Source organism: Nonomuraea jabiensis, from assembly GCF_014204795.1.
Classification (GTDB): Bacteria; Actinomycetota; Actinomycetes; order Streptosporangiales; family Streptosporangiaceae; genus Nonomuraea; species Nonomuraea jabiensis.
Genome location: NZ_JACHMB010000001.1, coordinates 12,065,002 through 12,089,705, shown reverse-complemented (window position 1 = coordinate 12,089,705; position 24,704 = coordinate 12,065,002). Strand labels below are relative to the sequence as shown.

Sequence of the window (24,704 nt, the reverse complement as noted above, 5' to 3'; positions counted from 1 at the left end):
GTATTCAAACCTCCACGCGGTATGGGGAAGGTGGTGTGGGACATGGCTGACAGTCCACTCCATCCGAAACTCGATATGGGGCAGCACCCGGACATAGCGGCCCTGCGAGCTCAATACGACATGGCTGCGCAGAGCCGGTCGGGGCAGTCCGTCAGCGGACTGACGTTCCTGAGCGGCCTCTATCTGGCCATCTCGCCATGGGTGGTGGGATTCTTCGGGCGCTCGACCCTGACCGTCAACAATCTGATCACCGGTATCGCCCTGGCGCTGCTGGCGGCCGGGATAGCCTCGGCGTACGGCCGGATCCACGGACTGGCGTTCGTCGTACCGGTCATCGGAGTGTGGACGATCATCGCCCCGTGGGTGCTGCCCCCGCACGCGGCCAGCGCCGGCACGATCATCAACAATGTCATCACGGGGATCGTCATCGTCGCATGCGGCCTGGCCTGCGTCATGCTCGGCACGATGTCCCTACATCGGCGTTGACGCTTCCGGGCGGACTGCCGGTCCGCAAAGCGAAGCGGCTCGCCGCCGACTGCGTCCCGTCTCCCGCGAGGAGAAAGGGACGCAGTCGGCTGTCCGGCACCTGTGAGTTATCCGGAAAGCGTGGATCCGACGCTTGAGCATGATCCATCCTTGGCCGTGCAAGCTGGCCCCGCCTGGGCGGGGCCGTACCGTAAGGCAAGGGAGTTTCATGTCCAACCGATCTCGGACGTTATCGGGGGCGGCGGCGGGCGTCGCCATGCTGGCGGCAGCCGCTGTGGCCCCCGCGCAGGCGTCCGCAGCCGCCCCCGTCAGCGTGACGTTCGCCGCGGTGGAGGACGTGTTCGTCAGCCAGGCCGAGCCGGCCAAGAGCTTCGCGACCGCGACGTGGATGAGCGTCTGCGGCACCGCGTGCGGCAGTGCCACCGCGGGGCAGCGCGCCGCACTGACCCGCTTCGAGGTGACCGGAATCCCGCAGGACGCCGAGGACGTCAAGGTCACCCTGGACGTGGTCTCGGCCAGAACGACGGACACCACCGTCTCCGTCCGCCCGGTGACGGGCGCCTGGAGCGAGGCCGCCACCACCTGGGACACCCGTCCGGCGCTGAGCGCGCCGGTCATCGGCTCGCACACCGGCTTCACCACCGGCGCCACGGCCAAGCTGGACGTCTCGTCGGCCGTCAAGGGCGACGGTACGTACGCGTTCGCCCTCACCGGGACCGACGCCACCACGACCGTACTGATGTCCTCGCGCGAGACCGGGAACCGCGGACCGAAACTCACGGTCACCTACACCGAAGGCAGCGGGGACGAGCAGACCGACGGGCCCCTGCCGTTCACCCTGGCGAGCACGGCGGCGCTGCGGGCCTCGGCCAAGAAGGTGTTCGCGCACTACTTCAGCCCCTATCCGATCTCCCTCGACAACCAGGCTCCGGCCGGCGACTACTACGCCAGGAACTACCTCAAGCCGGACGGCGAGAGCGGCAAGCACGCCGCCTACGGCGGGCTGCTGCGCGACCGGCCGCTGGGACGTGACCCGATCTCGGGCGACTACGCGCTGGCCGATCTCAAGACCGAGGTGCGGCAGGCCATCGCCGCGGGCCTGGACGGCTTCACCGTCGACATCCTCTCCGTGACCAGCGCGCAGTGGACGCGGGTGCAGACCCTCGTCAAGGCGGCCGAGGCCGTGGACCCCGGCTTCACGATCGTGCTCATGCCGGACATGAACGGCCTGTCCTCGGTGGACAGCGCCGCCTTCGCCACCGCCATGGCCAAGCTGGCCGCCTCGAAGTCGGTCCACCGGCTCACCGACGGCCGCCTCGTCGTCGCGCCCTTCAAGGCCGAGGCCCGCACCCCCGCCTGGTGGTCGGACTGGATGAAGGCCATGGAGACGCAGCACGGCATCAAGGTCGCGCTGGTGCCCACGTTCGTCGACTTCAACAGGTACCGCGACGCCTTCGCCTCCATCAGCTACGGATTCTCGAACTGGGGCAGCCGCAGCCCCGCCGCCAACGCCGGCCTGCAGGCGAACATCGATCGCGCCCACGGCATGGGCAAGATCTGGATGCAGCCGGTGTCCGTCCAGGACGAGCGTCCCAACCAGAGCGTCTTCGACGAGGCGGGCAACACCGAGAACCTGCGGGCCACCTGGAAGGGGGCCATCGACGGCAAGGCGGAGTGGGTGCAGCTCACCACCTGGAACGACTACTCGGAGAACACCCAGTTCGCCCCCTCCAGGAACGCCGGCTGGACGTATCTGGATATCAACGCTTATTACCTGACCTGCTATAAGCTCGGCTGCCCGAAGATCACCAACGACGCGGCGTACCTGACCCACCGGGTCCAGCCGGTCGCGGCCGAGCCGTCGTACGCGCAGACCAAGCTCATGAAGCTGCGCGCCGGCAGCACCGCGGCCCGCGACACCGTCGAGGTGCTCACCATGCTGACCGCGGCGGGCAAGGTGTCCGTCACGATCGGCGGCACGACGCAGACCTACGACGCGCCCGCCGGGGTGTCCGCCAGGACGTTCCCGCTGAAGGCGGGCACCGCTTCGGCCTCGGTCACCAGGAGCTCGGCGGTGGTGGCGAAGGTGGTCTCGCCGTACGCGATCAGCGCGACGCCGTACGTGCAGGACCTGCACTACCGCGCGGCCTCCAGCGAACGCTGACGCGGCGCGCCGGACCCCCGGGCCGGGTGCCCGGGGATCCGGCGGGTCCCCCCGGCAGCAGGGCCGGCGCCTCTGTCAGGCGCGCAGCCGCTCCAGGCGGAGCGTGTCGCGCAGCAGCGGGCGTGCCGCCAGGGCCACGAGCACCGCGGCCAGAACCCCGATGCCCGCCATGGCCACGGCCCTGCCGACCGCCCAGCCGAGCCACCCCACCTGGTAGATGCCGGCGAGGGGCACGATCACCACCGCGGTTCCCGCGACCGCCGCCACGACGCAGATCGGCAGCGCGGCGATGACCGCCTGCCGGACGAGGACCCCGCCCAGCGCCCGCTCCGGCACCCCGGAGGCGGCCAGTGCGGCGAACGAGCGGCGGTGATCGAGCAGCTCCTCTGCCTGGTGGACCACGAGGGCGGCCGCCGACGTCACCAGGGCCACCAGGAGCGCGGCGTCGACGAGCGCATGGGCGTGGGAGTAGCCGATGCCCGCCTGCTGGGCGCCGGCGCCCGCGCCGAAGAACACCGTCAGGCCCACCACGGACAGGGCCCTGGCCCAGGCCCTCGGGTCCGCCTCGACCAGCCGCGCGGCCAGCAGCGTCTCGGGGGAGCCGGCCCGGCGGCCGGTGCGGCGCGCGTACGCCCTGATCACCCACGTCGTGGCCAGCGTCACCCCGAACAGGATGAGCACCACCCCGGCCGTGATGGCCACAGCCGCCCCGTACTTCCCGGCGAGCGGGAAGCCGCCTTTCGTCACGCCGCCGAGAGCGAACAGGCCCACACCCGCCACGACCAGGAGCAGGTCCACCACTCTCGGCCCCCGCAGGGGCGAACGGCGGACCAGGCCCAGCGGTGAGCTGACGACGTGCCGGCCGGCGCGTGCCCCCGACAGGGCCCCGCCCAGCGCCATCACGGCCATGACCACCGGCACCTGGATCAACGGCCCGGAGAGATGGGTGAGCACGTAGACCGCGGCGCCGGCCAGCGAGCCGCCCAGCGCCGACACGCCGCCCTCCAGGGCGCCTAGCAGGCGCACGTCGCCCGGCGTGGCCCCGGCCAGCCGCAGGCCGGCCAGGCGGCGCTCCCTGGTGGCCGAGCCGAGCCGGTTGGACTGGTGCGCCAGGCCGGCGACCGGCAGCGCCAGCAGGGCCAGGGCCAGCCCGGTCAGCGAGCCGCCCTCGTCCCGCAGGTCGGCCAGGCTGACGGCCGTGCAGACCAGGAACGTCGCCAGCCCCGCGCCGGCGGCGACCAGCCAGGCGCGGGCCCGCTCGGCTCGCGAGCGCCCCCTGTTCAGCATGCGCATGACGGTGATCATTGGCTGATCCCCGTCAGCACGGCCCCGTCGCGCAGGGCGATCTCGCGGTCGGCGTAGGCCGCCACCCGGTTGTCGTGGGTGACCAGGACCACGGCGGTGCCGCCGGCGCGGGCCGCGCCCAGCAGCGCGCTCATCACCTGCTCGCCGCCGAGGGTGTCCAGCGCCCCGGTGGGCTCGTCGGCGAAGACCACGCGCGGGCCGGTCACCAGCGCCCGCGCGACGGCCACCCGCTGCAGCTGGCCCCCGGACAGCTCGCCGGGCCGCTGATCGGCGCAGTCGGACACCTCCAGCCGGGCCAGCATGTCGGCCGCGGCGTTCATCGCCTCCTGCCTGCCGTGCCGGTTGAACAGCATCGGTAACGCGACGTTCTCCGCCGCGGTGAGCTCGGGCACCAGCTCCCCGAACTGGAAGACCACGCCGAAGCTCTCGCGGCGCAGCCTGGTCAGCTCCGCCTCGGCCAGCGTGTCGATCCGCCTGCCGTCCAGGACGACCTCGCCGGACTCCGGGCGGACGATCCCGGCCAGGCAGTGCAGCAGCGTCGACTTGCCCGATCCGCTCGGCCCGGTGACCGCGAGGATCTCGCCCTCCGCGAGCTGGAGGGAGACGCCTGTCAGCGCCCTGGTCCTGCCGTACGACTTCGTCAGGCCTCTGGCCTCAAGCATCGTTGTTCTCCTTCAGCCGCGACAGTGCGGTCTCGATCCAGCGCAGGTCGGCGTCGAGGTGCTGGAGCGCGAAGTCGGCCGCCAGCACCTGGGCGGGCGGGCCGGCCGCCTTCGCGGCGGTCAGCTCCCGCATGCGGGCCAGATGCGCCTCGCGCTGCCGCAGGAGGTAGCCGTCGGCACCGCGTCCGGCGACGGCGACCCGGGCGAACAGCGAGCTGGCGACATACGGCGCCGGCGGCTCCACGGTGTTCAGCCACCGGGCCAGCTCCTCCCGGCCGCTGCCGGTGATCGCGTACATGGTCCGCTCGGGGCCGCCCTCCTGCTGGGTCTCCGCCACCTCCGCGAAGCCGTCGCGTTCCAGCCGCTGCAGCGTGGCGTAGACCTGCCCGTAGGCCAGCGGCTTGGCGCCGGCCAGGCGGTGATCGTGCTCCTTCTTGAGCTCGTAGCCGTGTTTCGGGCGCTCTGCGAGCAGCCCGAGCATCACATGAGCTGTGGACATGATCGGAACTATACATTCAATGAATAGTTGGGCGGCCCTTTCCGTCGCCTGATCCGGTACGTCACCTTCCGGTCATCACTGGAAACCTCCGCGTAACCCTTGACATGTCCGCACGCCTCCCAGCACGCTTGTCATGAAATGGAAAGACTTTTCACTGTGTGAAAAGACTGGAAGGCGGCCACACCCCCATGAGCCATGAACAGGCGTTCGCCGAGCATCCCCCCGCCCCGAACGATCAGGTCACGGCCGCGCGAGCTTCCAGCGCGAGGCTGACAGCGGGCGCGCAGGTGGTCCTCGTCGCGCTCTCGTTCTACGTCGCCGTCGAGTCCCTGGGGCTCGGCCTGTGGACCTCGTTCGGTCCCGGGCCGGGGTTCTTCCCGTTCGTGCTGGCCATCGCGCTCGGGCTGCTCGCGCTGGCCTGGGCCGCCCAGACGAGGCGGGCCCGCGCGGGCGAGGACGGCCCGGCCGAGCGCACCGACGTGGGCCACGCCGCCGCCGTGCTCGGCAGCCTGGTGGTGCTCGCGGCCGTCATGGACCTGGCCGGCTACCAGATCAGCGTGTTCGCGTTCCTCATGTTCCACCTCAAGTGGCGCGCGGGCCGGAGCTGGGCGCTGTCGCTGGTGCTCGCCCTGGTCGGCAGCGTGGGCGTCTACCACGGCTTCGACCAGGGGCTGATGGTGCAGCTGCCGCCGTCGGCGCTGCCGCTCCTGGCCGGCTGGGGGCTGTGATGCACGTCCTGGCCGACCTGCTCGGCGGGCTCGCCACGGCCCTGTCCCCGCAGAACCTCCTGTACGCGTTCATCGGCTGCCTGCTCGGCACCCTGATCGGGGTGCTGCCGGGCATCGGGCCCGTCGCCGGGGTGGCGCTGCTCATCCCGCTCACCCTCAACCTGGACCCGACCAGCGCCATCATCATGCTGGCCGCCATCTTCTACGGCACCCAGTACGGCGGCACCATCACCAGCGTCCTGCTCAACACCCCGGGAGAGGCCGCCTCCGCGATCACCACGATCGACGGCTACGCCATGACCAAGCAGGGCCGCGCGGGAGTGGCGCTCACCATCGCGGCGCTCGGCTCATTCGTCGGCGGCACCGTCGCCACCGTCGGCCTCGTCGTCGCCGCCAAGCCGCTCGGCGACCTGGGCCTGCGGATCGGGCCGCCGGAGTTCTTCGCGCTCATGGTGCTCGGCATCTCCCTGCTCGTCGCGCTCGCCGGCCGCTCGATGACCAAGGCGCTCATCTCCGGCGTGCTCGGCCTGATGATCTCGATGGTCGGCATCGACCCGGTGGCCGGGGCGCCGAGGTTCACCTTCGGCAGCGAACGCCTGCTCGACGGCATCAGCTTCGTCGCCGTCATCATCGGGCTCTTCGGCCTGTCGGAGATCCTCGCGTCGGCCAAAGGCGGCACCGCCCAGGCGGCGGCCCCCGGCCTGCGGGCGCTCCTGCCGGGCCGGGCCGACCTGCGGCGCAGCGCGCCGGCGATCGCCAGGGGCACCGGGATCGGGTTCGCGCTCGGGCTCGTCCCCGGGATGACCGGCTCGGTCTCCTCGCTGCTCGCCTACGGCGCGGAGCGCAGGTTCAGCAGGCACCGCGCCGAGCTGGGGTCGGGCGCGGTGGAGGGCGTCGCGGGGCCGGAAACGGCCAACAACGCGCACGCGAACGGCGCCCTCGTGCCCCTGTTCACCCTCGGCATCCCGGCCTCCCCGACGATCGCCGTGCTCATGGGCGCGTTCCTGCAGCAGGGGCTGACGCCGGGCCCGACCCTGTTCGCCGAGCACGCCGACGTCGCGTGGGGGATCATCGCCAGCCTGTTCGTCGGCAACGTCATCCTGCTGGTGCTCAACGTGCCGCTGGTCCGGGTGTGGACGTCGATCCTGCGCATCCCGTACCCGGTGCTGACCGCGCTGATCCTCACGTTCATGGTCGTGGGCGCGTACACGATCAACTTCTCCGTCTTCGACGTGTTCGTCATGGTCGCCTTCGGGCTGCTCGGCCTCGTGCTGCGCCGCCTGGACATCCCCCTGGCGCCCCTGGTGCTCACCCTCGTGCTCGGCCCCCTCATGGAGCGTTCCCTGCGCGAGTCGCTGGAGCTGTCGCAAGGCGACCTCACCGTCTTCCTGACCCGTCCGATCTGCGTCGTCCTGCTGGTGATCGCGCTCGCCATCGCCGCGAGCCCGCTGCTGAGCCGGCTACTGGGCCGGCTGCTGGGCCGGCCGGCGGGGCTGCGCAAACCCGCCGTCCTGGCCGAGGACCCCGAGGCCTGAGGCCACCACCCCCCGAGAAGGAGCCATCGTGAAAGTCAAGATCGCAGTCACGGCCGTGGCCGTGGCGACGGCGCTCGCCGCGTGCGGCGCCCAGCAGTCCGGCGGCCCGCAGTCAAGCACGGCGGGCGCCTGGCCGCGCAAGGGCAAGCCGGTCACGCTGATCGTCTCGTTCGCACCCGGGGCGGCCGTCGACGCGGCGGCCCGCGTGGTCGCGCCCGTCCTGGAGAAGGAGCTGGGTACGAACGTCGAAGTGCTCAACAAGCCGGGCGCCGGGGGCCAGATCGGCTACACCGCGCTCACCAGGGCCAAGCCCGACGGCTACACCATCGGCGCCACCGGATCGCCGTCCGTCGTCGTCTCGCCCCTCGACCCGAGCCGGGGCGCCACCTACACCCGGCAGAGCTTCCAGCCGCTGGGCATGCAGGTGCTCGACCCGATGCTGGTCGGGGTCGCGCCCGGCAGCCCGTACAAGGATCTGAAAGCCCTGATCGAGGCGGTCAAGGCCAAGCCGAAGAGCGTCACCGCGACCACGACCGGGGTGCAGACGGGCGAGCACTTCGCCCTGGCCGACATCCAGCAGAAGACCGGGGCCGAGTTCGCCCCCGTGCACTTCTCGGAGGGCGCGGCGTCGGCCATCGCCGCCTTCCTCGGCAAGCACGTCGAGGCGTACGTCGGCAACGTGAGCGACGTCAAGGACCTCGTCGCCCAGGGCAAGATCCAGGTGCTCGGCGTCATGTCGGCCGAGCGGAGCCCGTTCCTGCCCGACGCGCCCACCTTCGCCGAGCAGGGCTACCAGGTCGAGGCGGCGACGGCCCGCGGCTACTCGGCGCCCGCCGGGCTGCCCGACCCGGTCCGCGTCAAGCTCGAAGGCGCCCTGAAGAAGGCGATCGAGGACCCGGCGGTCGTCGCCAAGATGAAGGACCTCGGCCTGGCCACCGCCTACAAGTCCGGCCAGGACTACAGCACGTACTGGGCCGACCAGGAGACCACGGTCAAGCAGGCCCTCCCCCTCGTCCGCAACACCAAGAGCTGAAAGGCGCCCTCAATGAGCGAGACCTCCCAGGACGCGCTGGCCCGGCTGGCCGCCCTGCCCACCGCCAACATCGGCGACGCCATGGACCGCCTCGGCGTCCTCGACTCCCGCATCCGCCCCATCTGGCCGGGCGCCCGCGTGGCCGGGCGCGCCTTCACCATCTGGACCCGATCGGGTGACAACGCGCTCATCCACCAGGCGCTCGACGTCGTCGAACCCGGCGACGTCATCGTGGTCAACGGCGGCGGCGACGAGTCCAGGGCGCTGATCGGCGAGCTGATCGGGCAGCGTGCCAAGAACAAGGGCGTGGCCGGGTTCGTCATCGACGGGGCCGTCAGGGACGCCGGCGGGCTCGGCGAGATGGGCATGCCCGTCTTCGCCCGCGCGGTGACGCCCGCGGGGCCGTACAAGAACGGGCCCGGCCACCTCGGCCGCACCGTCGCGGTCGGCGGCGTCGCCATCGCGCCGGGCGACCTGATCCTCGGCGACGCCGACGGCGTGGTCGTCGTCCCGCTCGCCGACGCCGAGCGGGTCGCGCAGGCCGCGGAGGCCGTCTTCGTGACCGAGGAGGGCAAACGGGCTGCCATCCTTGAATCCGCGTGACGACAGGTTCATCCGCGTGCGAGAAAGGGTTCCGCCGATGACCGCCGGACAGCCGCAGCCGTCCATGCGCTCGGTCGAGCGCGCGTTCGACGTGATCGAGGTGCTGGAGCGCAGCGACAAGCCGCTGCGGCTGTCGGAGGTCGCGCGGCGGGCCGGGCTGTCCCCGGCCACGACGCTGCGCCTGCTCGGGGTGCTGCAGCGGCGCGGGTTCGTGGTCGCCGGGCAGCAGGCCTACCACCTCGGCCCGGCCAGCCTCGCCATCGCCCACGGCTTCCTCGTCACCGACGGCCTCAGCCGCGCGGCCACCCCCGTGCTCCAGGAGCTGGCCGCCACCACCGGCCTGACCACGACGCTGCACATCAGGTCGGGCCTGGAACGCATCGTGATCGCTCGCGTCGACGGCGCCGACCCGCTGCGCTACCAGCTGCCCATCGGCCGCCGGCTGCCGCTGCACCTGGGCGCCGGCAAGGTGCTCGCGGCGGCCATGCCGGACGACGAGCTCGACGCCCTGATCGCCGCGGTCCGCGACCTGGGCACCGCCGGCGGCAGGCCGGTCAGCGAGGCGGACCTGCGGGCCGAGCTGGAGCAGATCAGGGAACGCGGCTACCACTTCTCCGTGAACGAACGCGTGCTCGGGAGCTCGGGCATCAGCGCGCCCGTGCCGGCCCCGGACGGCCACTCCATGGCGTCGGTGGGCATCGTCGGCCCCGCCGAGCGCCACCCCGAGAGCGAGATGCTCGGCTGGGTGCCGGAGCTGCGCCGCGCCGCCGCCGCACTCGGCCGGGCACGCGACCTTTAGCCATGCTGCACATTCCAGAGGACTGAAAAGATTGATCATGCGTTGCGCCGTCATCGGACTGGGCGAGGCGGGTGGCGTCTATGCCGCCGCGCTCGCCGCCGCCGGGCACGAAGTGCTCGGGTACGACCCCGGCGACACCCCCACCCCCGAAGGCGTCACCAGGACGGCGACCCTTCCGGAGGCCGTCGAGCAGGCCGCGTACGTGCTCGTCCTGACCGGGGCCGCCGCGGCTCCCTCGGTGGCCGAGCAGTGCCTGCCCCACCTGGCGCCGGGCGCCTGCTACGCCGACTTCACCTCGGCCTCCCCGGAGGTCATGGAGCGGCTCGGCCGGATGGTCGGCGAGCGCGCCGACTTCGCCGACGTGGCCATCCTGGGCCCTGTGCCGTTGCACCGGCACCTGGTCCCGCTGCTGGCCAGCGGGCCGGGAGCGGACGCGATCGCCCGGCTCGTCCGCCCGCTCGGCGGCCCGCGCGAGGTCTCCGTGGAGGTCCTGGACGGGCCTCCGGGGGCGGCCATGGGCCGCAAGCTGCTGCGCAGCGTGTTCATGAAGGGGCTGGCCTCGGTGGTCTGCGAGGCCGTCGCGGCGGGGCGGGCGGCGGGCGACGAGGACTGGATCCGGGTCGAGATCGCCAAGCAGCTCGCGGGTGACGGCCAGGCCGTCATCGACCGGTTCCTGACGGGTACCCGTACGCATGCCGTACGGCGGGCCATGGAGATGCGCGACACCGGCGCCTACCTGGACGTCCTCGGGGTGCCCGCCGAGATGACCCGCGCGGCCGAGCAGACCCTCCGCCGCCTGTCCGCCGGCTGAGGCCGCTTCTGCCGGTGGGTTCTGTCGGCGGGTTCTGTCGATGGGTTCTGTTGGCGGGTTCTGTCGGTGGGCGATGACATGATCCGCCCATGACGACCTTCACGCCACCGCCCGGCACCGCGGCCTGGCGGCATCTCGCCGCCCGCACCGGCTTCGAGGTGGTCTACTTCCGGCCGCTGCCGGACGGGCTCCGCGTCGAGGGGTGCACGACCGCGGTCGAGGACGGCCGCACCTGGGTCGTTGACTACGTCATCGAGCTCGACGCGAGCTGGGCCACCCGCTCGGCCCGGCTCGCGAGCCGTTCCGCCGAGGGCAGGCGCCAGATCCTCCTGGAGAGCGACGGCGCGGGCCGCTGGCGCGTGGACGGCGCGCCGGCGTCCTGGCTGGACGGCTGCCTCGACGTCGACCTGGAGTCGTCGGCCCTGACCAACGCGTTCCCCGTGCACCGGATGCGCCTCGACGTGGGCGCCGCCTCGCCCGCTCCGGCGGCCTTCGTCCGGGCCGCGGATCTGGCCGTCGAGCGGCTGGAGCAGCACTATGCCCGGCTGGCCGACGAGGAGGGGCGGCAGCGCTACGCCTACGCGGCGCCGGTCTTCGACGTCGCCTGCCACCTGCTCTACGACGGGTCCGGCCTCGTCCTCGACTACCCGGGCCTCGCCATCCGCGCCGCCTGACCCGCCTGCTTCTCCCGCTCCCCGGGCTTCGACCCGCCCGCGAGGCGGGACCGGCAACACCGCCCGGGACTCGCCCTGCACCTCTCCGATACTGCTGGTGCTGGTGGGGAGGCAACAGGGCGGCGGCGGTGAGGCGGCGGCGGGCTGCCGACCAGGCCTGCTGGCCTGGGGGTGCTGGCCTGGCGTGGCGGCGGCCGGATGGCGGCGACGGGCGGCCGAGCAGGCGGTGGTGGCCTGGCGACCTGACGGTGCCGGTCCGATGGTCGCGGTCTGGCGGTGCTGGCCCGATGGATCCGGCCTGTCGCGATCCGGCGGTGCCTGCGCGGCGGTGCCTGCGCGGCGGTGCCTGCGCGGCGGTGCCTGCGCGGCGGTGGTGGGTCGGCGGTTGCGACCCCGCGGTGCCTGCCCGGCGGTTGCGGGCGGATGGCGGGTGTGGGTTTGGTTGTTGGTTGTGCTGGGGTCAGGAATCGGGGCGGTTCGCCGATTCGTGCAGGCCGAGGATCTTGGTGAGCTCATCCGGCGCCGTCAGCTGCGGAGGTGGCGCGCCCTTCTCGGCCGGGCCCGGCTCCTCCGACTCCTCCCGCGCGGGGGAGCCCTGCGCGCCGCCGCGGTCGAAGAATCGCAGCACCTCCACCGGCAGCGGCATCACCAGCGTGGACGTCTTCTCGGCAGCCACCTCGACGACCGTCTGCAGGAGCCGCAACTGCAGGGCGCTCGGCGTGTGGGCCATGATCGCGGAGGCGTCGGCCAGCTTCCGGGCGGCCTGGAACTCCCCGTCCGCGGTGATCACGCGGGCGCGGCGCTCCCGCTCCGCCTCGGCCTGGCGGGCCACAGAGCGCTTCATGGACTCGGGAAGCGTGACGTCCTTGATCTCCACGCGGTCGATGTGGATGCCCCAGCCGAGCGCCGGGCTGTCGATCATGAGCGCGAGGCCCTTGTTCAGCTCCTCGCGGTTGGACAGCAGGTCGTCCAGCTCGCTCTTGCCGATGATGGAGCGCAGCGACGTCTGCGCCACCTGCTCCACCGCGAACAGGTAGTTCTGCACCTCGACGGCCGCCCGCAGCGGGTCCTGCACCCGGAAGTAGGCGACGGCGTCGACCTGGACCGACACGTTGTCGCGGGTGATGCCCTCCTGCGTGGGCACCGGCATCGTGACGATCTGTACGTTCACCTTCTTCAACCGGTCCACCACCGGGATGAGAAAGGTGACTCCCGGCCGGCGGATCTCCTTCTGCGCCCGGCCGAAGCGGAACACGATGCCGCGCTCGACCTGATTGATGATCCTGAAGCCCCCGAACCTGGTCAATATGGCGATGGCCGCGAGGAAACCCAGGATGATCTCGGTAACCATAATGGCCTCCCTCCCATACTTCGAGAGTAGGCCTGTTCGGAACGGAAGAGCGTACGGAGCCTCCCCGGCGCCGGGGTCCGCCGCTTCCGACGCAACGGCCACGGTGCCGGTGCGGAGGCGCGGCGGACCCGAAACCGCTGGAAATCTACTTTGTAAAGGGCCGATCCGGCTGAGTCGGCGCATGCGAATCTGGTAAACGTCACTACGGTGCGCCAGGATCGAGTTGCGGTTCTTGGCCAATACCTGATATGGCCCGGCAAACCTTTGAATCGAACTTCAACATAGCGGATTCATAGCTATTGACCGCGGGACGGACGCACTTGCGACTAGGTTGCTGGGAGCGGACCCGGGGCGGCGGATCGGCGCCGGTGCGGGCGGTCCGGGGCAAGGGCGTCTCGCGCTCGCGGGGTCGCCCTGTGCGCGAGAGGAGGCGGGGCGGCGGCCGCGGGTTCGCGGTGCCCGGGATGTCGCCGGTTGTTGATGGCTTATCACTGGTGAGAAGGGCAGAAGGGATCTCGTGCAGGTCTTTGGGCGAGCCTCGCGCAGGTCGGGTCCTGGTATGTTCCCTGCCCGGCCATGGGCCGGGGCGCCGTCGATGAATGCCGGGCACGAGAAGCGCGAAAACCGCGTCACAACGGCGAAAGGCGTTGTAGTGCGAGACGCGATCGTGAAGTTCGATTGTGTCAGCACGGCGCCGCAAGGAGGTGCGTGATCTGCTGAAGGGAGCTACAGTACCTGCAACCATAACGTAATCGGAGCAGCATCATGGCGAAGCGCATTGTTGAGTCCTTTGTCGATGACATCGACGGCAGTGACGCCGAGGGGACCACAAGGTTCGCTCTCGACGGCACCAGCTACGAGATCGACCTGTCGGGCTCCAACCGGGAGAAGCTGGAGAAGGCTCTCGCTCCCTTTATCACCAAGGCTCGCGCGGTCCGCGCCGAGCGTGGTGTTCGTGGCCGGCGCGGTGGCGCCGGCACTTCGCGGGCCGTCACCCGTGAGAAGTCCACTGAGATCAGGCGGTGGGCGAAGGCTCAGGGGCTGCCGGTGAGCGAGCGTGGCCGCATCGCCGCCACTGTCGTGGAGCAGTACGAGGCGGCCCACTGAGGGAGCGATCCAGCTTCCGGTAGGTCTTTTCAGGACAAGAGCGGGGCGGTCGGGTTCCGGCCGGCCGCCCGGCTCGGTCATCGAACGTCGTCCAGGGCGGCGTACAGCGCCTCGACCAGGGAGCGGACGCGGAAGTCGCCGCCTTCCAGCAGTTCGGAGCCGCGGTTGGGGACGTAGCCGAAGGCGAGGCCCCGGGCGGTGTGCACCCGCAGGGTCTGGTCGGTCCCGTCGGCCTGCGGGGTGCGGATCCGGTCGACGAGTTCGGGTCCGAGCAGGCGGATGCCGTCGACCTCGCCGATCAGGGCGGCGAAGTAGCGGGCCAGGGAGTGGGCGGAGGCGACGCCGTCCATGGAGGGGCTCTCCACCTGGTACGTACGGGGATCGCCGGTGCTGTCCCAGCCGATGGCGACGCTGCCGTAGAAGGCGCGGAAGGACAGGGTGGCGGGGTCGTTGGGCGCTTTGGTGAAGTCGGCGAGTTCGGGGACCTCCATGCCGAGCCGCATGGTCTCGGCGTCGGGGACGACCATGGTGGCCATGCGTGGCATGGCGCTGGCGGGGACGCGGACGTAGCAGTCGAGTCCGAGGGGGCCGGTGATCTCGCGTTCGAGGAATTCGCTCAGTGTGAGCCCGGAGACGCGGCGGACGATCTCCCCGGCGAGGTGGCCGATGCTGACGCCGTGGTAGCCGTGCGCGGTGCCCGGGGGCCATTCGGGGGCGGCGGCGAGCGCGTCGGTGATGGGGGTCCAGTCGCGCAGGTCTTCCCAGGTGATGGGGTGGGTGTCCAGGGTGGGCAGGCCGGCGCGGTGGCTGAGCAGGGTCCGTACGGTGATCTCGCCCTTGCCGTTGCGGGCGAACTCGGGCCAGTAGCGGGCCACGGGGCCTGCAGGTCCACCTCGCCGCGTTCGGAGCTGACCTACCGATCGTAGCCTACCGACCGGACGGTTGGCAGCCGGGGTATGCTGCACGGAACCGAGAGAGGGACAACGATTGGCACCGAACGAAACCTCCGGCACCCGGCAGCGCATCATCGAGGCGGCGCGGGAGCTGTTCACCGCGCAGACCTACCGGGCGGCCAGCATGCGGGACGTCGCCGAACGGGTCGGCATCAGCAAGCCCTCCCTCTACCACCACTTCCGCAGCAAGGGCGAGATACTCGACTGCCTGGTGCGGCCCCCGATCGACCGGCTGGAGGCGGCGATCCGGGACGCCGCCACCGCGCCCACCCTCGCCGAGGTGCGCCAGCGCGTGCTCGGCGGCTGCGTCGACGTCATGCTCGGCCATCGCGAGACCATGGTGCTGCTGCTCCGCGACGCCTCCGTCTACGGCGACGAGACCACGGAGGTCATGTCGCGCGTGGTGGGCATCACCAGCCGGGCCGTCGAGCTGCTGGCCGGCCCCGATCCGGACTGGCGCCGCCGCGTGCGGGCCGCCCAGGCGTTCGCCGCGGCCACCGACCCGATCAGCCATCTTCCGGACGTCCCGGACGGCGAACTCCGTGACGAGCTGCTGCGCGGCGCGAGCGCGATCCTTTCGCCGTGACGACAGCGGCGGCCCAACGCTGCAGGGCCGCCGCGCGGGAAGCCGCTATGGCCGCTCGCCCGGCCTGTCGACGATCCCGGCCGCCAGGCGCGCGCTCCACACGACGGGGGTGCCCGCCTTGACCTCGAGCCGCTGTCCGGCAGTGAAGGTACGGTCGGCGACGGTCTCACCGTACGTCCCCAGGAAGCGGTAGTCCTGCGGGCTCAGGATGAGCTCGAAGCGCTCCCAAGGGCCGGTGTGGACCAGCGCGATCCCGTGGTGGCCGGCCGCGTCCACGGCGTCCTGCTTGACCGACACCCCTGGGACCATCGGCAACGCGCGGAACAGCGCGGCCCAGAGCAGGTGCGAGAGGTCGTAGGACGCGCGCCGGCGGAAGGCGATCAGGAACGTCTCCGCCGCGATGTCGCCGGCCGCCTGGGTGCCGACCGCCGGGCCGCGTAGCGGTGGATCTGCTGGATGCCGATGGGCCGGATCAGGTTCTCACCCGCCCGCCTGCGCATAAGGGAGCGTCTAAGGGAGCAGGGAGCGTCCCAGGTCGACGACGAACCGGGCGAGCCGGGCCCGCTTGCGGAACAGGTCGTGCAGCTCCGGGGTAGGCGCCTGGCCCAGGCGTTCGAACGGGATCGCGGTCCAGGCGCTGCGCAGCACGAGGTTGGCGGCGTAGCCGAAGGAGACCTCGGCGGGGTCGGCGAGGCCGGCCACGGCGGCGGTGTACGCGGCCTCGATCGCCTCGTGGACGGCGGGCAGGTCGGCGGGGTCGAGTTCGCCGGTGTGGGCGCGGCCGGCGAGGAGCTGGCCGAGGTCGAAGCCGACGGCCGCCGGGTGTGGCCAGCTCCAGTCGATGGCCACGAACTCGGCCGAGCCGTCGGCGGGGATCAGCAGGTTCGAGGGGCTGGCGTCGCCGTGGACGAGGGTGTGGGGGAGGCGGTCCAGCGCGTCCAGCAGCGGGTCGATGCGGTCGGCCAGGGCCAGCAGGTCGGCCTGCAGCAGGGGGTCGGCGTTGGCGGCGACCAGCGGGTGCCGCCACGTCGCCGGGTCGCGCAGCGCGGGCAGGAACAGGTTGGCGACCGGGCCCGCGCAGTAGTAGCGCAGGCTGCGGTTGAGCGGCTCGCGCGGCGCGGACGTACGGCCCGCGACGGGCCGGGCGGCGGCCAGGTCGCCGAGCCGGCGGGCGGCGGCGCGGTAACGGTCCAGGTCCCACGCGGCGGGCGCGACCCGCACGTCCTCCAGCCACATGACGAGCCGGTCGTCGCCCAGGTCGTCCAGCCGGTACAGCCGGGGCAGCCGCAGCCCGCCGGGGAGCCGGGGGCGGGCCAGGTAGACGTCCGCGTCGGCCCGCCAGGGGAACTCCGCGACCGCGGCGGCCCGCAGCGGCTCGGGGATGCCCGCGTACGCGGGCGAGTGCTTGACCGCGTGGATCGCCTTGACGAAGAACGACCAGGCCGCGCCGCCGGTGGTGGTGCCGCGCACACGGTGGAGCGAGGCCGTCGACAGCGCCCCGGAGGCGGGGGCGAGGAGATCGACGTGCTGGTCCGCGATCTCGGCGAGGGGGTCGCCGAGGCTCTCGCGTACGAGGTCCGTCAGGCCGGTGGTGGGCGCCATGGTCATGGGCCAAGCATGATGGTGGGGACAATGCGCTCGCATGAGCATGGCCTACTCAAATACGCTTTCGCCGTGGCAGGCTCCTGGCCGTTCATCGGGCGTGCGGCGCAGCTGGCGGAGATCAGGTCCGCCTCCAGGGGCGTGGTCGTGGCCGGTCCGCCGGGCACGGGCAAGAGCCGGCTGGCGGCGCAGGCGGTGCACGGTCTCGACGGGGTCGCCTGGGCGCGGGCCACGGCGGCCGCCGCGGAGGTCCCGCTGGGAGCCTTCGCCCCGCTGCTCCCGGCCACGCCGCCCGCCGGCAACCCGCTGGGCTGGGCGGCCGCCGCGCTGCGCGTGCCGGTGCTGGTGGTGGACGACGCCCACCTGCTCGATCCGGTCTCGGCCGCGCTCGTCCACCACCTGGTGACGCGGGACGGCACGCGGGTGATCGCGACGCTGCGCAGCCGCACGCCCGTGCCGGACGCGGTGCTCGCGCTGTGGAAGGACGGCCTGGTGCCGCGGCTGGAGCTGGAGCCGTTCTCCCTGGAGGAGACGGCGGCCGTGCTGGAGGCCGCGCTGGGCGGGCGGGTGGAGTCGGCGACCGTGGCCCGGCTGTGGCGCGTCAGCCAGGGCAACGCCCTCTACCTGCGCGAACTCGTGCTGTCCGGGATGCTCGCCGCCGACGGGGGCGTGTGGCGGTGGAGCGGGCCGCTGACGATCACGCCCACGCTGCGCGAGACCATCGCGGGCCGCATCGGCGAGGTGACCGCCCGGGAGCGGGAGGCGCTGGAGCTGCTGGCGTACGGCGAGCCGCTCGGCGCGGACCTGCTGGCCGCCCTCGGGTCGCTCGACGCCGTCCAGCACCTGGAGGACCGGCAGCTCGTCACGGTGCAGCAGGACGGCCGGCGGCTCCAGGTGCGGCTCGCGCACCCGCTGTACGGCGAGGTCATCAGGGACGGCTGCGGCGTGCTGCGCGCCCGCACGATGGTGCGCCGGCTGGCGCAGGCGGTCTCGGAGGCCGGGCTGCGGCGGCGCGAGGACGTGCTCAGGGTGGCGGTCTGGCGGCTGGACGGCGGCCTGCCCGGCGATCCGGGGCTGCTGCTGGCCGGCTGCGAGCGCGCCAGGGTCGTCCGGGACCTGGAACTGGCCGTTCGGCTCGGGCGCGCGGCCGTGGACGCCGGCGGCGGGGCGCCCGCGCTCTCCGCGCTGGCCACGGTGCTGTCCTATTCCGACCGGTACGCCGAGGCCGACGAGGTGTCCGCCATCGCGTGGGAGGCGGACATGACCGAGAGGGCCAGGACCGACCTCGGCGTGCAGTGGGCGCTGACCTTGGCCGTCGGGCTCGGGGACGTCGCACGGGCGGCGGCTGTCCTGGAGGAGACGACCCGGCGCGCCGGTGACGTCGGAGCGCGCCAGGGCACGTTCATCATGCGGGCCGTGCTGGCCGTCCTCGCCGGCGAGATCGCCACCGCCGAAGAGCTGCTGGCGCGCTGCAGGGACATGGGCCCGCTCGGCTCGCACGGCGCACGCATGCTGGCCGTGGCCGAGGTGGCCGTCTCCGCGGCGCAGGGCCGCGCCGCGGAATGCCTGGCCCGTGCGGCGGAGATCCGGGCCGGGCTCGTGCGGGAACCGGACGGCATGCGGAGCCTGGCCGCCACGTTGACCGGGAACGCCGCGCACGCCGCGCTGTTGCTGGGTGATCTTGACGCCGCCGAGCGGCTCGCCGACGAGGGATACGGCCTGGACGGTCAGTTCGGCACCTGGACGCGGGCGCTCCTGGAGTTCGGATCGTTGAAGGCCCGCGTGCTGCGGCTGCGCGGCCGGATGGCCGACGCCCTGTCCTGGGCCCGCGACACCGCCGCGCGGCTGCCCGGCCGCAGTGTGCAGGCGGGGTTGTGCCTGGGCGAGCTGGCGCACGCGTACGCGCTGCTCGGCGAGCCGGCCGCGGCCGAGCAGGCGCTGGAGCGGGCGGAGGCGACGGGGACGCCGATCGGCCCGTCCGGCGTGGTGCCGCTGCGCCTGGCCCGGGCGTGGACCCTGGCCGGTCGCGGCGACGCGGCCGGGGCCGTGGAGCTCTGCCTGGAGACCGCCGAGGGGGCGCTGCCGTGCGACGTGCCGTTCCTGCTGCACGACGTCGTCCGGCTGGGCCGCGCCGACCTGGTGTCCGCGCGGCTGGCCGCGCTCGACATGGACGGCCCGCTGGTGGCGCTGTTCGCGCGGCACGCCGCCGCCCGCGACGGCGCGGAGCTCGACGCGGTCTCGGAGGGCTTCGAGCGGCTCGGCCTGCTGCTGTACGCGGCCGAGGCGGCGGCGCAGGCGGTGGCCCGCTACCGCGGGTCCGGGCTGGTACGCGGGGCGCGGGCGGCGCAGACCCGGGCCTGGCGGCTCGCGCAGCGCTGCCAGGGCGGCCGTACGCTCGCGCTGGTGGACCTCGACGTGCCCAGCCTGACGCCGAGGCAGCGCGAGATCGCGGTGCTGGCCGCGCAGGGGCTGACCAACCGCGAGATCGCCGCGCGGCTCGTCGTGTCCGTCCGGACCGTGGCCAACACCCTGTACGCCGTCTACGACAAGACCGGCGTCAACGACCGCGAAGCCCTGGCCGCCCTCCTGAACCGGCTGGCCGGTTGACCGGTGGTCAGCGCAGGACCGTCGTCACGACCTGGAGGACGAGCACGACCAGCAGCACCGCGGCCAGGACGAGCCAGCGGGGATCGAGCCAGGCGGACCTGACGGCCTCGGCGGAGGCGTCCGGGTCCAGCAGGTCGCGCAGGATCGGGTTGACCTCGTCGTCGGGCAGCAGCCGCTCCAGCTCGGGCACCAGGGCGTGCAGCCGGGAGCGTACGTCGGCCGGCGGGCGCGTCCGCGCCCAGGCGTGGACGTCTCTCAGGATGCTCCGGGCCGCGCCGGCGCTGGTCGCCTCCGCCAGCTCCGCCAGGAAGTAGTCGAAGGCGTCGCGCACCGCGACGGGCTGCGCCTCGGGGCGGGCCGGCGGCGAGGCGGGTGGCGGGGCGGGCGGCGGCTTCTCGTGCGTCACGGGCGCGGGCCGTGCCGCGGGCACGCGTATCCGGGGGCCGGATGCCGGCGGGGGAGGGGCCGGCCGTGGAGGCGGTCCCTCCGGAGCGGCGGGCGCGGGTTCGGCAGGTGCGGGAGGGCGAGGAGCGCGGGGCTCGGCCGGTACGGGCTTCGGCGGCTCGCGCAGGGCGGCCCCGAGCAGCTCGACCCGCTCCTCCAGCGCCATCCCGTCGGCGATCCGCAGCCGCTTGACCAGTCCCGGCAGCTGCCCGCCCGCGTACGCCTGGACGACCATGGCCGCGATCTCGCCGTACAGGTCGCTCTGGTCGGGCGCCCGCAGATCCACGCGCCGCCGGTGCGCGGCCCGCGAGGACGGCCCCGGCCACTGCTGCAGGAAGATGACCTCGGCCCCCTGCTTGAGGTCGTCGCTCTCGTAGGTGGAGAACGTCTCCGGATAGCGCCCGAGCACGAGGTCCAGGATGTCCACCAGCCCCCACAGCTGCACGACGGCCTCTCCCTGGGCCGCCACCGACAGCGGCTCCCGGTTCCCGCGCAGCGCTTCGGAGACGATGGGCGCGAGCGTCGCCGCCTCGGCGCGGGCCCGCCGGTCGAGTGCCGCGCCGGCGTCGGCGTAGGGGCGCAGCAGCACGGCCAGGTCGAGCGGCTCCGGATCGGCGGGCAGCAACGAGCTCCAGCCGGGCGCGAGCGCGAGCGCCTGGCGGACGTTCGGCATCGCCGAGGCGTTGGCGGCCGAGCCGCCCAGGTACGCCTGCACCCGGATGGTCCGCCTGCTGTCCGAGCCGCCGGTGCGCGTGCGCGAGAGCACCACCACGCGACCGTCCACCATGAGCCGGCAGATGCTGACCCCGGGCGCGGGGCCGGGGTCGAGCCAGGGGCCGAGCTGGTGGTACCAGCCCCGGGTGTCCTCCAGGGAGGAGCGCACGGGGCCGAGGCCGGTGCGGCGCTCGTCCCACTCGAACAGGATCCAGTCGACGCTGGAGTAACGCCCCATCAGATCCCCACCTCCGGATAGCCGCGCAGGACACCGGTCATCGCGAGGAGCGAGATGAGGGGCGCCAGGACGCGTCGCGGCCGCACGCCCCTGGGGAAGCGCCCGTCGGTCGGGGCGGCGCCCGTCGCCGAGACGAAATGCAGGGTGCACTTGCGGCATTTGTCGTAAGGGCTGAGCCACGCCTGCGCGCCGCGCCGGTGCAGGAAGGCGTAGACGTCACGGCTCTCCCGCAGGACGTCCATCTGGTCCAGCCGGTCGGGCTCGTCGTACAGCCAGGTGTCCACCGGCGCCTCGAAGCGCACCGAGTCGCTCTTGGTGACCGCGATGACGGCGGGGATGTCCAGCCGCCCGCCGCTCTTGGGCAGCCGGTCGAGCACGGCGCGGAAGGACTCGTCGCCCATCCTGGCCGACCTGGTGGCGGCGTCGATCACGAAGAGCAGCCCGCCGACGGCCGGCACGAACCTGGTCGCCTCGTGGGTGGAGCTGCGCAGCAGCTCGCCGGCGATGTCGAAGAACGCCACCGCGGTGGTGTGCCGGCCGTCGTTGACGAGCAGCGCGTCGGCCGGCTCGGCGGTGGCCCGGTGGGTGGTGCGCGAGAGCGCGGTCCGCTCCACCATCAGCGGGTGCACGTACGTGTTGACGTACTCGGCGTGCCGCTCGATGTCCACCGCGTCCGCGGTCAGCCCGTACGGCCGCAGGCCGCCCTGCTCGATGGCGCCGATCATCGAGGCCAGCAGGTGGGTCTTGCCCGTCTCCGGCCCGCCGACCAGCCCGATCACCAGCGGGCGGCCGTGCCGTACGTAGGTGTAGGGCAGGTGGTGTTCGAGGCTCGGGTCCGCCACCGGCGCCGGGCAGCGGACGTGGGCGGCGCGCAGCAGGTCCTCGCGGCGGGCGCCGCTCGCGTGCTCCAGGGAGAGCCGCTGGTAGTGGCCCGCGGGGGTGCGTTCGTAGAGCTCGTCCTCGCTCCAGGCGAACTCGTGCAGGCAGATCGGGCACAGGATCACCGGATCACCATCCAGACGACCAGGAAGAGGCAGACCAGCACGGCCAGCGGGAGCCAGCGGGACCACCACTTGCGCGGCTGCTCCCGCGGCGCCTGCTCGATCCGGGTGACGGGCGCGGGCTGCTCCGCCTCCGTCTCCCGTTTGGCTTCGTGGGCCCGGTCGAAGGCGAGGCGGCCCTCTTCGAGCCGGAGGTCCTGGTCGGCGGGGATGGACCGCATCGGGTCCGGCTCGCGCAGCCGGTCGAGCACCTCCAGCGCCGACGGCGGCTGCCCGGAAAAGACGTCGTGGATGGGCTGCAGCGCGGGGGCGGCGGTGAGGTCGGGGCGGTCGGCGACGTCGCGGCCGGTGACCGTGCGGTAGATCACCATGCCGGCGCTCCAGAGGTCGTCGGCGGTGCAGGCCCGGCCGGTGCCCGCGCGCTGCTCCGGCGCGGCGTAGGGGGCCTCGCCCAGCCGCAGCCGGCGGCTGCCGGCCAGCGTGGCGTGGCTGAGGTCGGTGAGCTGTACGGCGGTGCCGTCCCAGCGCACGGTGCCCGGGTCGATGCGCCGGTGGACGATGTCGCAGGCCGACAGGATGCGCACGGCGCGGAAGAGGCTCGCCTGCAGGGCCCGCTGCTCGGCGATCAGCAGCGCGCCGGCGAAGCGGCTGACCGGCTCGCCCCGGTGGTCGGACAGCAGCACGAACGGCTCCTCCTCGTCCAGGCTGTAGCCCATCAGGCGGGGCAGCTCGACGGGGTAGGCCCGGCGCAGCCGGGTGAGCAGCCTGGCGCCCATCCTGGCCTCGTTCTCCAGCAGCTCGTAGAGGTGGTCGCGGTCGCGCCCCTCCGCACGGGGCACCCGCCGCTGCACGATCTTGGTGCCCTGGACGACGAGGGTCAGCCGGCGCTCGAAGGGGTCGTGGGCAGGATCCGCCTCCACCTCCCAGGTCACGCGGTCGCCGTCGGGAGTGAAGAAGGTCAGCGGCTCAGGTTCCATCCTCGCTCCAGTTCTCCTCGACCGTCCCGGGGCGCAGCGGCACCAGGCGCAGGGTGCCGGCGTACTGTCCTGACCGGGTCCACACGACGTCGGGCGGGTTGCCCTGCCCGCGCACGGCCCTGGGCGCGAAGCGCACCGCGTACGCCTGCCGCAGCAGCATGGCCAGGTCGCGGTCGCCGCACAGTTGCAGCATCTGGCCGGTGGCCTGGGCCCGCAGCGCGCGCACGACCTGCTGGGACTGCCGCCAGACCGCGTCGACGAGCTCCTGGCGGCCCGTGTCGCCGGTGCCGAAGTCGGGACGTTCCTGGACGCCCCGGTGAGTCAGGTGGTAGCGGTACTGCCGCAGCGTCTCGTCGATCCGGCGGTCCAGCCCCACCTGGGCGTCCCGGTAGGCGCCCTGTTCGAGGGAGGTCCAGGCGGGCTCCAGCCAGCTCGTGACCGCGTCGACGAGGTCGCCGGTGATGACCTCGCGCAGCTGGCCGCCGCGGTCGCGCAGCCGTACGGTGACCTCCTCGTCGAGCGCCGGGCTGGCGGCGGCCTGGCCGGTCTCGGCCTTGCTCCAGTCGGTCAGCGTCCAGGACACCTGCGCGCAGATCTCGTTCAGCGCCGCCGCCAGCGTGCGGGAGGCGTCGGAGGTGTGCATGCGGGCCTGGCCGAGCATCCACTCGCTGGCCGCGACCCGTTCGAGCATCGAGCGCAGGTCGTCGAGGGCGGTCCTGGCCGGTCCGAGCGAGAGCTGCTCGCGCCACCACGCCCGCGAGCGCCGCCAGAAGACGAAGCGGGCCAGGAACGTGGCCGGGAACTCGGCGGGCGCGTGCAGCGCGTTGAGCAGCTCGTCCGGGCAGGCCCGCCAGACGTCGCCGACGAAGGCGCGGCTGCCGATGGGCGCGCTGTGGTCGGCCAGCAGGCGCAAGCGCGAGACCATCCGCGGCACGCTCTTGCGCTCGGCCAGGGCCGCCTCCAGGTCGGCGCGCAGCTCGCCGACGATCCGGGCGTGGCTCATGTCGGCGGGGACGGCGAACCTGATCCCGTGCGCGGCCAGCTGCTCGGCGGCGTTGTCGTCGGTGTGGTCGATCTCCTCGAAGAGCCGCGCGACCGTGTCGCGGAACTTGGCGAGCGCCCGCCCGGCGGCGATCACCTTGTCGACGACCGCGGCCCGGGCGCGGGCGTTGTGCAGGTAGCCGAGGTCGTCCAGGGCGCGGACCGCCTGGTCGATCCGCTCGGCGGCGTCGCGGTGGAGCCGGTCCAGCGGGCCCTCGGGGATGAGCGCGTCGAGGAGGTCGGCGGGCAGGTCGACGGTGCCGCTGAGCACGGGGAGCGCCGTGGCCAGCGGCGAGCTGAAGGTGGCCGTGTCCTGCTGGACGGGCCCGTCGAAGCGCTCGGCCACCTCGCGGAAGGCCTGGCCGAGCACCTCGGGGTCGATCCGGCCGGCCACGATGCGCCAGCCGGGCGAGGCGGTGCCGTACGGGATGTCGCCCAGGCTGTTGACCACCTCGTCGAAGACCTCCGGCTGGGTGAGCAGGTCGATCAGGATGGCCTCCGCGCTCACCCCGGGCCCGTGGGCGGCCTCGCCGGTGTCGGCGTTCCACAGGATGCCGCGGGGGTCGCTCACCCAGAGCACCCTGCGGCTCTCCCCGTCCAGGACGGGCGGCAGGCGCAGGTCGGGTCCCACCGCCAGGACGAGCACCGACCTGACCAGGCGCGAGCTGAAGACGTCCTGGAGCACCCGCTGGGCGCCGGCCAGGCGTTCGGTGTCGGCCACCACCAGGACCTGGGCGCCGAGCCGCTCCAGCTCACCCTTGCGCAGGTCGAGCACGACGACCAT

General features: G+C 73.0%; 23 protein-coding genes. 12 read left to right on the top strand and 11 right to left on the bottom strand.

Features of this window, described 5'->3' with window-relative positions; translation table 11 throughout:
- The first annotated feature begins 42 nt into the window (after nucleotides 1–42).
- Together HD596_RS55110 and HD596_RS55105 are read left to right on the top strand one after the other, a co-directional pair.
- On the top strand, nucleotides 43–486 hold the full coding sequence (locus tag HD596_RS55110) for an SPW repeat protein (protein WP_185077375.1): 444 nt from the start codon (nucleotides 43–45) through the stop codon (nucleotides 484–486).
- Nucleotides 487–694: 208 nt separating this feature from the next.
- A complete protein-coding gene (locus tag HD596_RS55105) occupies nucleotides 695–2,650 on the top strand; it encodes a glycoside hydrolase family 71 protein (protein ID WP_185077374.1) in 1,956 nt (651 codons plus the stop codon).
- A gap of 75 nt (nucleotides 2,651–2,725) precedes the next feature.
- Here HD596_RS55105 and HD596_RS55100 read toward each other — a convergent pair whose 3' ends face one another.
- From HD596_RS55100 to HD596_RS55090, 3 genes are read right to left on the bottom strand one after another with little or no spacing between them, the layout of a single operon-like run.
- Nucleotides 2,726–3,955 (bottom strand): hypothetical protein, encoded by a 1,230-nt coding sequence (locus tag HD596_RS55100; RefSeq protein WP_185077373.1) that lies wholly within the window; start codon nucleotides 3,953–3,955, stop codon nucleotides 2,726–2,728.
- On the bottom strand, nucleotides 3,952–4,617 hold the full coding sequence (locus HD596_RS55095; RefSeq protein WP_185077372.1) for an ABC transporter ATP-binding protein: 666 nt from the start codon (nucleotides 4,615–4,617) through the stop codon (nucleotides 3,952–3,954). The genes HD596_RS55100 and HD596_RS55095 overlap by 4 nt, the downstream gene beginning before the upstream one ends.
- The gene (locus HD596_RS55090) at nucleotides 4,610–5,116 is read right to left on the bottom strand and encodes a PadR family transcriptional regulator (RefSeq protein ID WP_185077371.1); all 507 of its coding nucleotides are present in this window, start codon (nucleotides 5,114–5,116) and stop codon (nucleotides 4,610–4,612) included. The genes HD596_RS55095 and HD596_RS55090 overlap by 8 nt, the downstream gene beginning before the upstream one ends.
- A 158-nt stretch (nucleotides 5,117–5,274) precedes the next feature.
- On the opposite strand from HD596_RS55090, the gene HD596_RS55085 reads away from it, so the two are divergent.
- From HD596_RS55085 to HD596_RS55055, 7 genes are all read left to right on the top strand, one after another.
- Nucleotides 5,275–5,844 (top strand): tripartite tricarboxylate transporter TctB family protein, encoded by a 570-nt coding sequence (locus HD596_RS55085; protein WP_185077370.1) that lies wholly within the window; start codon nucleotides 5,275–5,277, stop codon nucleotides 5,842–5,844.
- Entirely contained in the window at nucleotides 5,844–7,379 is a 1,536-nt protein-coding gene (locus HD596_RS55080) for a tripartite tricarboxylate transporter permease (protein WP_185077369.1), read from the top strand. Before HD596_RS55085 ends, HD596_RS55080 begins: the two co-directional genes overlap by 1 nt.
- A 28-nt stretch (nucleotides 7,380–7,407) precedes the next feature.
- Nucleotides 7,408–8,412 (top strand): tripartite tricarboxylate transporter substrate binding protein, encoded by a 1,005-nt coding sequence (locus tag HD596_RS55075; protein WP_185077368.1) that lies wholly within the window; start codon nucleotides 7,408–7,410, stop codon nucleotides 8,410–8,412.
- 12 nt (nucleotides 8,413–8,424) lie between these two features.
- Nucleotides 8,425–9,015: an RraA family protein gene (locus HD596_RS55070; protein WP_185077367.1), complete on the top strand. Its 591-nt coding sequence runs from the start codon at nucleotides 8,425–8,427 to the stop codon at nucleotides 9,013–9,015.
- A 37-nt stretch (nucleotides 9,016–9,052) separates the two neighbouring features.
- Nucleotides 9,053–9,814, top strand: coding sequence for an IclR family transcriptional regulator (locus HD596_RS64450; protein ID WP_281398359.1), 762 nt, complete (start codon nucleotides 9,053–9,055; stop codon nucleotides 9,812–9,814).
- Nucleotides 9,815–9,851: 37 nt separating this feature from the next.
- Nucleotides 9,852–10,625, top strand: coding sequence for an NAD(P)-dependent oxidoreductase (locus HD596_RS55060; RefSeq protein WP_221520052.1), 774 nt, complete (start codon nucleotides 9,852–9,854; stop codon nucleotides 10,623–10,625).
- Nucleotides 10,626–10,714: 89 nt separating this feature from the next.
- A complete protein-coding gene (locus HD596_RS55055; protein WP_185077366.1) occupies nucleotides 10,715–11,299 on the top strand; it encodes a putative glycolipid-binding domain-containing protein in 585 nt (194 codons plus the stop codon).
- A gap of 460 nt (nucleotides 11,300–11,759) precedes the next feature.
- Here the strand turns inward: HD596_RS55055 and HD596_RS55050 are convergent, their stop codons facing one another.
- Entirely contained in the window at nucleotides 11,760–12,650 is an 891-nt protein-coding gene (locus HD596_RS55050) for an SPFH domain-containing protein (RefSeq protein WP_185077365.1), read from the bottom strand.
- Nucleotides 12,651–13,415: 765 nt separating this feature from the next.
- On the opposite strand from HD596_RS55050, the gene HD596_RS55045 reads away from it, so the two are divergent.
- Nucleotides 13,416–13,757, top strand: coding sequence for a histone-like nucleoid-structuring protein Lsr2 (locus tag HD596_RS55045; protein WP_185077364.1), 342 nt, complete (start codon nucleotides 13,416–13,418; stop codon nucleotides 13,755–13,757).
- 77 nt (nucleotides 13,758–13,834) lie between these two features.
- On the opposite strand, the gene HD596_RS55040 is transcribed toward HD596_RS55045, so the two are convergent.
- Nucleotides 13,835–14,632, bottom strand: coding sequence for a serine hydrolase domain-containing protein (locus HD596_RS55040; RefSeq protein ID WP_185077363.1), 798 nt, complete (start codon nucleotides 14,630–14,632; stop codon nucleotides 13,835–13,837).
- 112 nt (nucleotides 14,633–14,744) lie between these two features.
- Between HD596_RS55040 and HD596_RS55035 the strand changes: the two genes are divergently transcribed.
- Entirely contained in the window at nucleotides 14,745–15,296 is a 552-nt protein-coding gene (locus HD596_RS55035) for a TetR/AcrR family transcriptional regulator (protein ID WP_185077362.1), read from the top strand.
- A gap of 45 nt (nucleotides 15,297–15,341) precedes the next feature.
- On the opposite strand, the gene HD596_RS55030 is transcribed toward HD596_RS55035, so the two are convergent.
- Nucleotides 15,342–15,593 (bottom strand): hypothetical protein, encoded by a 252-nt coding sequence (locus HD596_RS55030; protein WP_185077361.1) that lies wholly within the window; start codon nucleotides 15,591–15,593, stop codon nucleotides 15,342–15,344.
- A 213-nt stretch (nucleotides 15,594–15,806) separates the two neighbouring features.
- Nucleotides 15,807–16,904, bottom strand: a complete 1,098-nt coding sequence (locus HD596_RS55025) for a phosphotransferase (RefSeq protein WP_185077360.1) — start codon at nucleotides 16,902–16,904, stop codon at nucleotides 15,807–15,809.
- A 66-nt stretch (nucleotides 16,905–16,970) separates the two neighbouring features.
- Between HD596_RS55025 and HD596_RS65390 the strand changes: the two genes are divergently transcribed.
- On the top strand, nucleotides 16,971–19,505 hold the full coding sequence (locus tag HD596_RS65390) for a LuxR C-terminal-related transcriptional regulator (RefSeq protein ID WP_185077359.1): 2,535 nt from the start codon (nucleotides 16,971–16,973) through the stop codon (nucleotides 19,503–19,505).
- A gap of 7 nt (nucleotides 19,506–19,512) precedes the next feature.
- Here HD596_RS65390 and HD596_RS55015 read toward each other — a convergent pair whose 3' ends face one another.
- Genes HD596_RS55015 through HD596_RS55000 form a run of 4 tightly spaced genes read right to left on the bottom strand, consistent with a single transcriptional unit; the run spans nucleotide 19,513 to nucleotide 24,704 of the window.
- Nucleotides 19,513–20,901, bottom strand: a complete 1,389-nt coding sequence (locus HD596_RS55015) for a hypothetical protein (RefSeq protein ID WP_185077358.1) — start codon at nucleotides 20,899–20,901, stop codon at nucleotides 19,513–19,515.
- Nucleotides 20,901–21,905: a hypothetical protein gene (locus HD596_RS55010; RefSeq protein WP_185077357.1), complete on the bottom strand. Its 1,005-nt coding sequence runs from the start codon at nucleotides 21,903–21,905 to the stop codon at nucleotides 20,901–20,903. The genes HD596_RS55015 and HD596_RS55010 overlap by 1 nt, the downstream gene beginning before the upstream one ends.
- Nucleotides 21,902–22,879 (bottom strand): protein kinase family protein, encoded by a 978-nt coding sequence (locus HD596_RS55005; RefSeq protein ID WP_185077356.1) that lies wholly within the window; start codon nucleotides 22,877–22,879, stop codon nucleotides 21,902–21,904. The genes HD596_RS55010 and HD596_RS55005 overlap by 4 nt, the downstream gene beginning before the upstream one ends.
- Complete coding sequence (locus HD596_RS55000; RefSeq protein ID WP_185077355.1) at nucleotides 22,869–24,704, bottom strand: hypothetical protein; 1,836 nt, start codon at nucleotides 24,702–24,704, stop codon at nucleotides 22,869–22,871. The genes HD596_RS55005 and HD596_RS55000 overlap by 11 nt, the downstream gene beginning before the upstream one ends.

What these genes read in the sequence shown, in the direction of transcription:
- HD596_RS55110 (WP_185077375.1), top strand. Translation starts at nt 43, where the DNA reads ATGGCTGACAGTCCACTCCATCCGAAACTCGATATGGGGCAGCACCCG.
- HD596_RS55105 (WP_185077374.1), top strand. Translation starts at nt 695, where the DNA reads ATGTCCAACCGATCTCGGACGTTATCGGGGGCGGCGGCGGGCGTCGCC.
- HD596_RS55100 (WP_185077373.1), bottom strand. Translation starts at nt 3,955, where the DNA reads ATGATCACCGTCATGCGCATGCTGAACAGGGGGCGCTCGCGAGCCGAG.
- HD596_RS55095 (WP_185077372.1), bottom strand. Translation starts at nt 4,617, where the DNA reads ATGCTTGAGGCCAGAGGCCTGACGAAGTCGTACGGCAGGACCAGGGCG.
- HD596_RS55090 (WP_185077371.1), bottom strand. Translation starts at nt 5,116, where the DNA reads ATGTCCACAGCTCATGTGATGCTCGGGCTGCTCGCAGAGCGCCCGAAA.
- HD596_RS55080 (WP_185077369.1), top strand. Translation starts at nt 5,844, where the DNA reads ATGCACGTCCTGGCCGACCTGCTCGGCGGGCTCGCCACGGCCCTGTCC.
- HD596_RS55070 (WP_185077367.1), top strand. Translation starts at nt 8,425, where the DNA reads ATGAGCGAGACCTCCCAGGACGCGCTGGCCCGGCTGGCCGCCCTGCCC.
- HD596_RS64450 (WP_281398359.1), top strand. Translation starts at nt 9,053, where the DNA reads ATGACCGCCGGACAGCCGCAGCCGTCCATGCGCTCGGTCGAGCGCGCG.
- HD596_RS55060 (WP_221520052.1), top strand. Translation starts at nt 9,852, where the DNA reads ATGCGTTGCGCCGTCATCGGACTGGGCGAGGCGGGTGGCGTCTATGCC.
- HD596_RS55055 (WP_185077366.1), top strand. Translation starts at nt 10,715, where the DNA reads ATGACGACCTTCACGCCACCGCCCGGCACCGCGGCCTGGCGGCATCTC.
- HD596_RS55050 (WP_185077365.1), bottom strand. Translation starts at nt 12,650, where the DNA reads ATGGTTACCGAGATCATCCTGGGTTTCCTCGCGGCCATCGCCATATTG.
- HD596_RS55045 (WP_185077364.1), top strand. Translation starts at nt 13,416, where the DNA reads ATGGCGAAGCGCATTGTTGAGTCCTTTGTCGATGACATCGACGGCAGT.
- HD596_RS55025 (WP_185077360.1), bottom strand. Translation starts at nt 16,904, where the DNA reads ATGACCATGGCGCCCACCACCGGCCTGACGGACCTCGTACGCGAGAGC.
- HD596_RS55015 (WP_185077358.1), bottom strand. Translation starts at nt 20,901, where the DNA reads ATGGGGCGTTACTCCAGCGTCGACTGGATCCTGTTCGAGTGGGACGAG.
- HD596_RS55005 (WP_185077356.1), bottom strand. Translation starts at nt 22,879, where the DNA reads ATGGAACCTGAGCCGCTGACCTTCTTCACTCCCGACGGCGACCGCGTG.
- HD596_RS55000 (WP_185077355.1), bottom strand. Translation starts at nt 24,704, where the DNA reads ATGGTCGTCGTGCTCGACCTGCGCAAGGGTGAGCTGGAGCGGCTCGGC.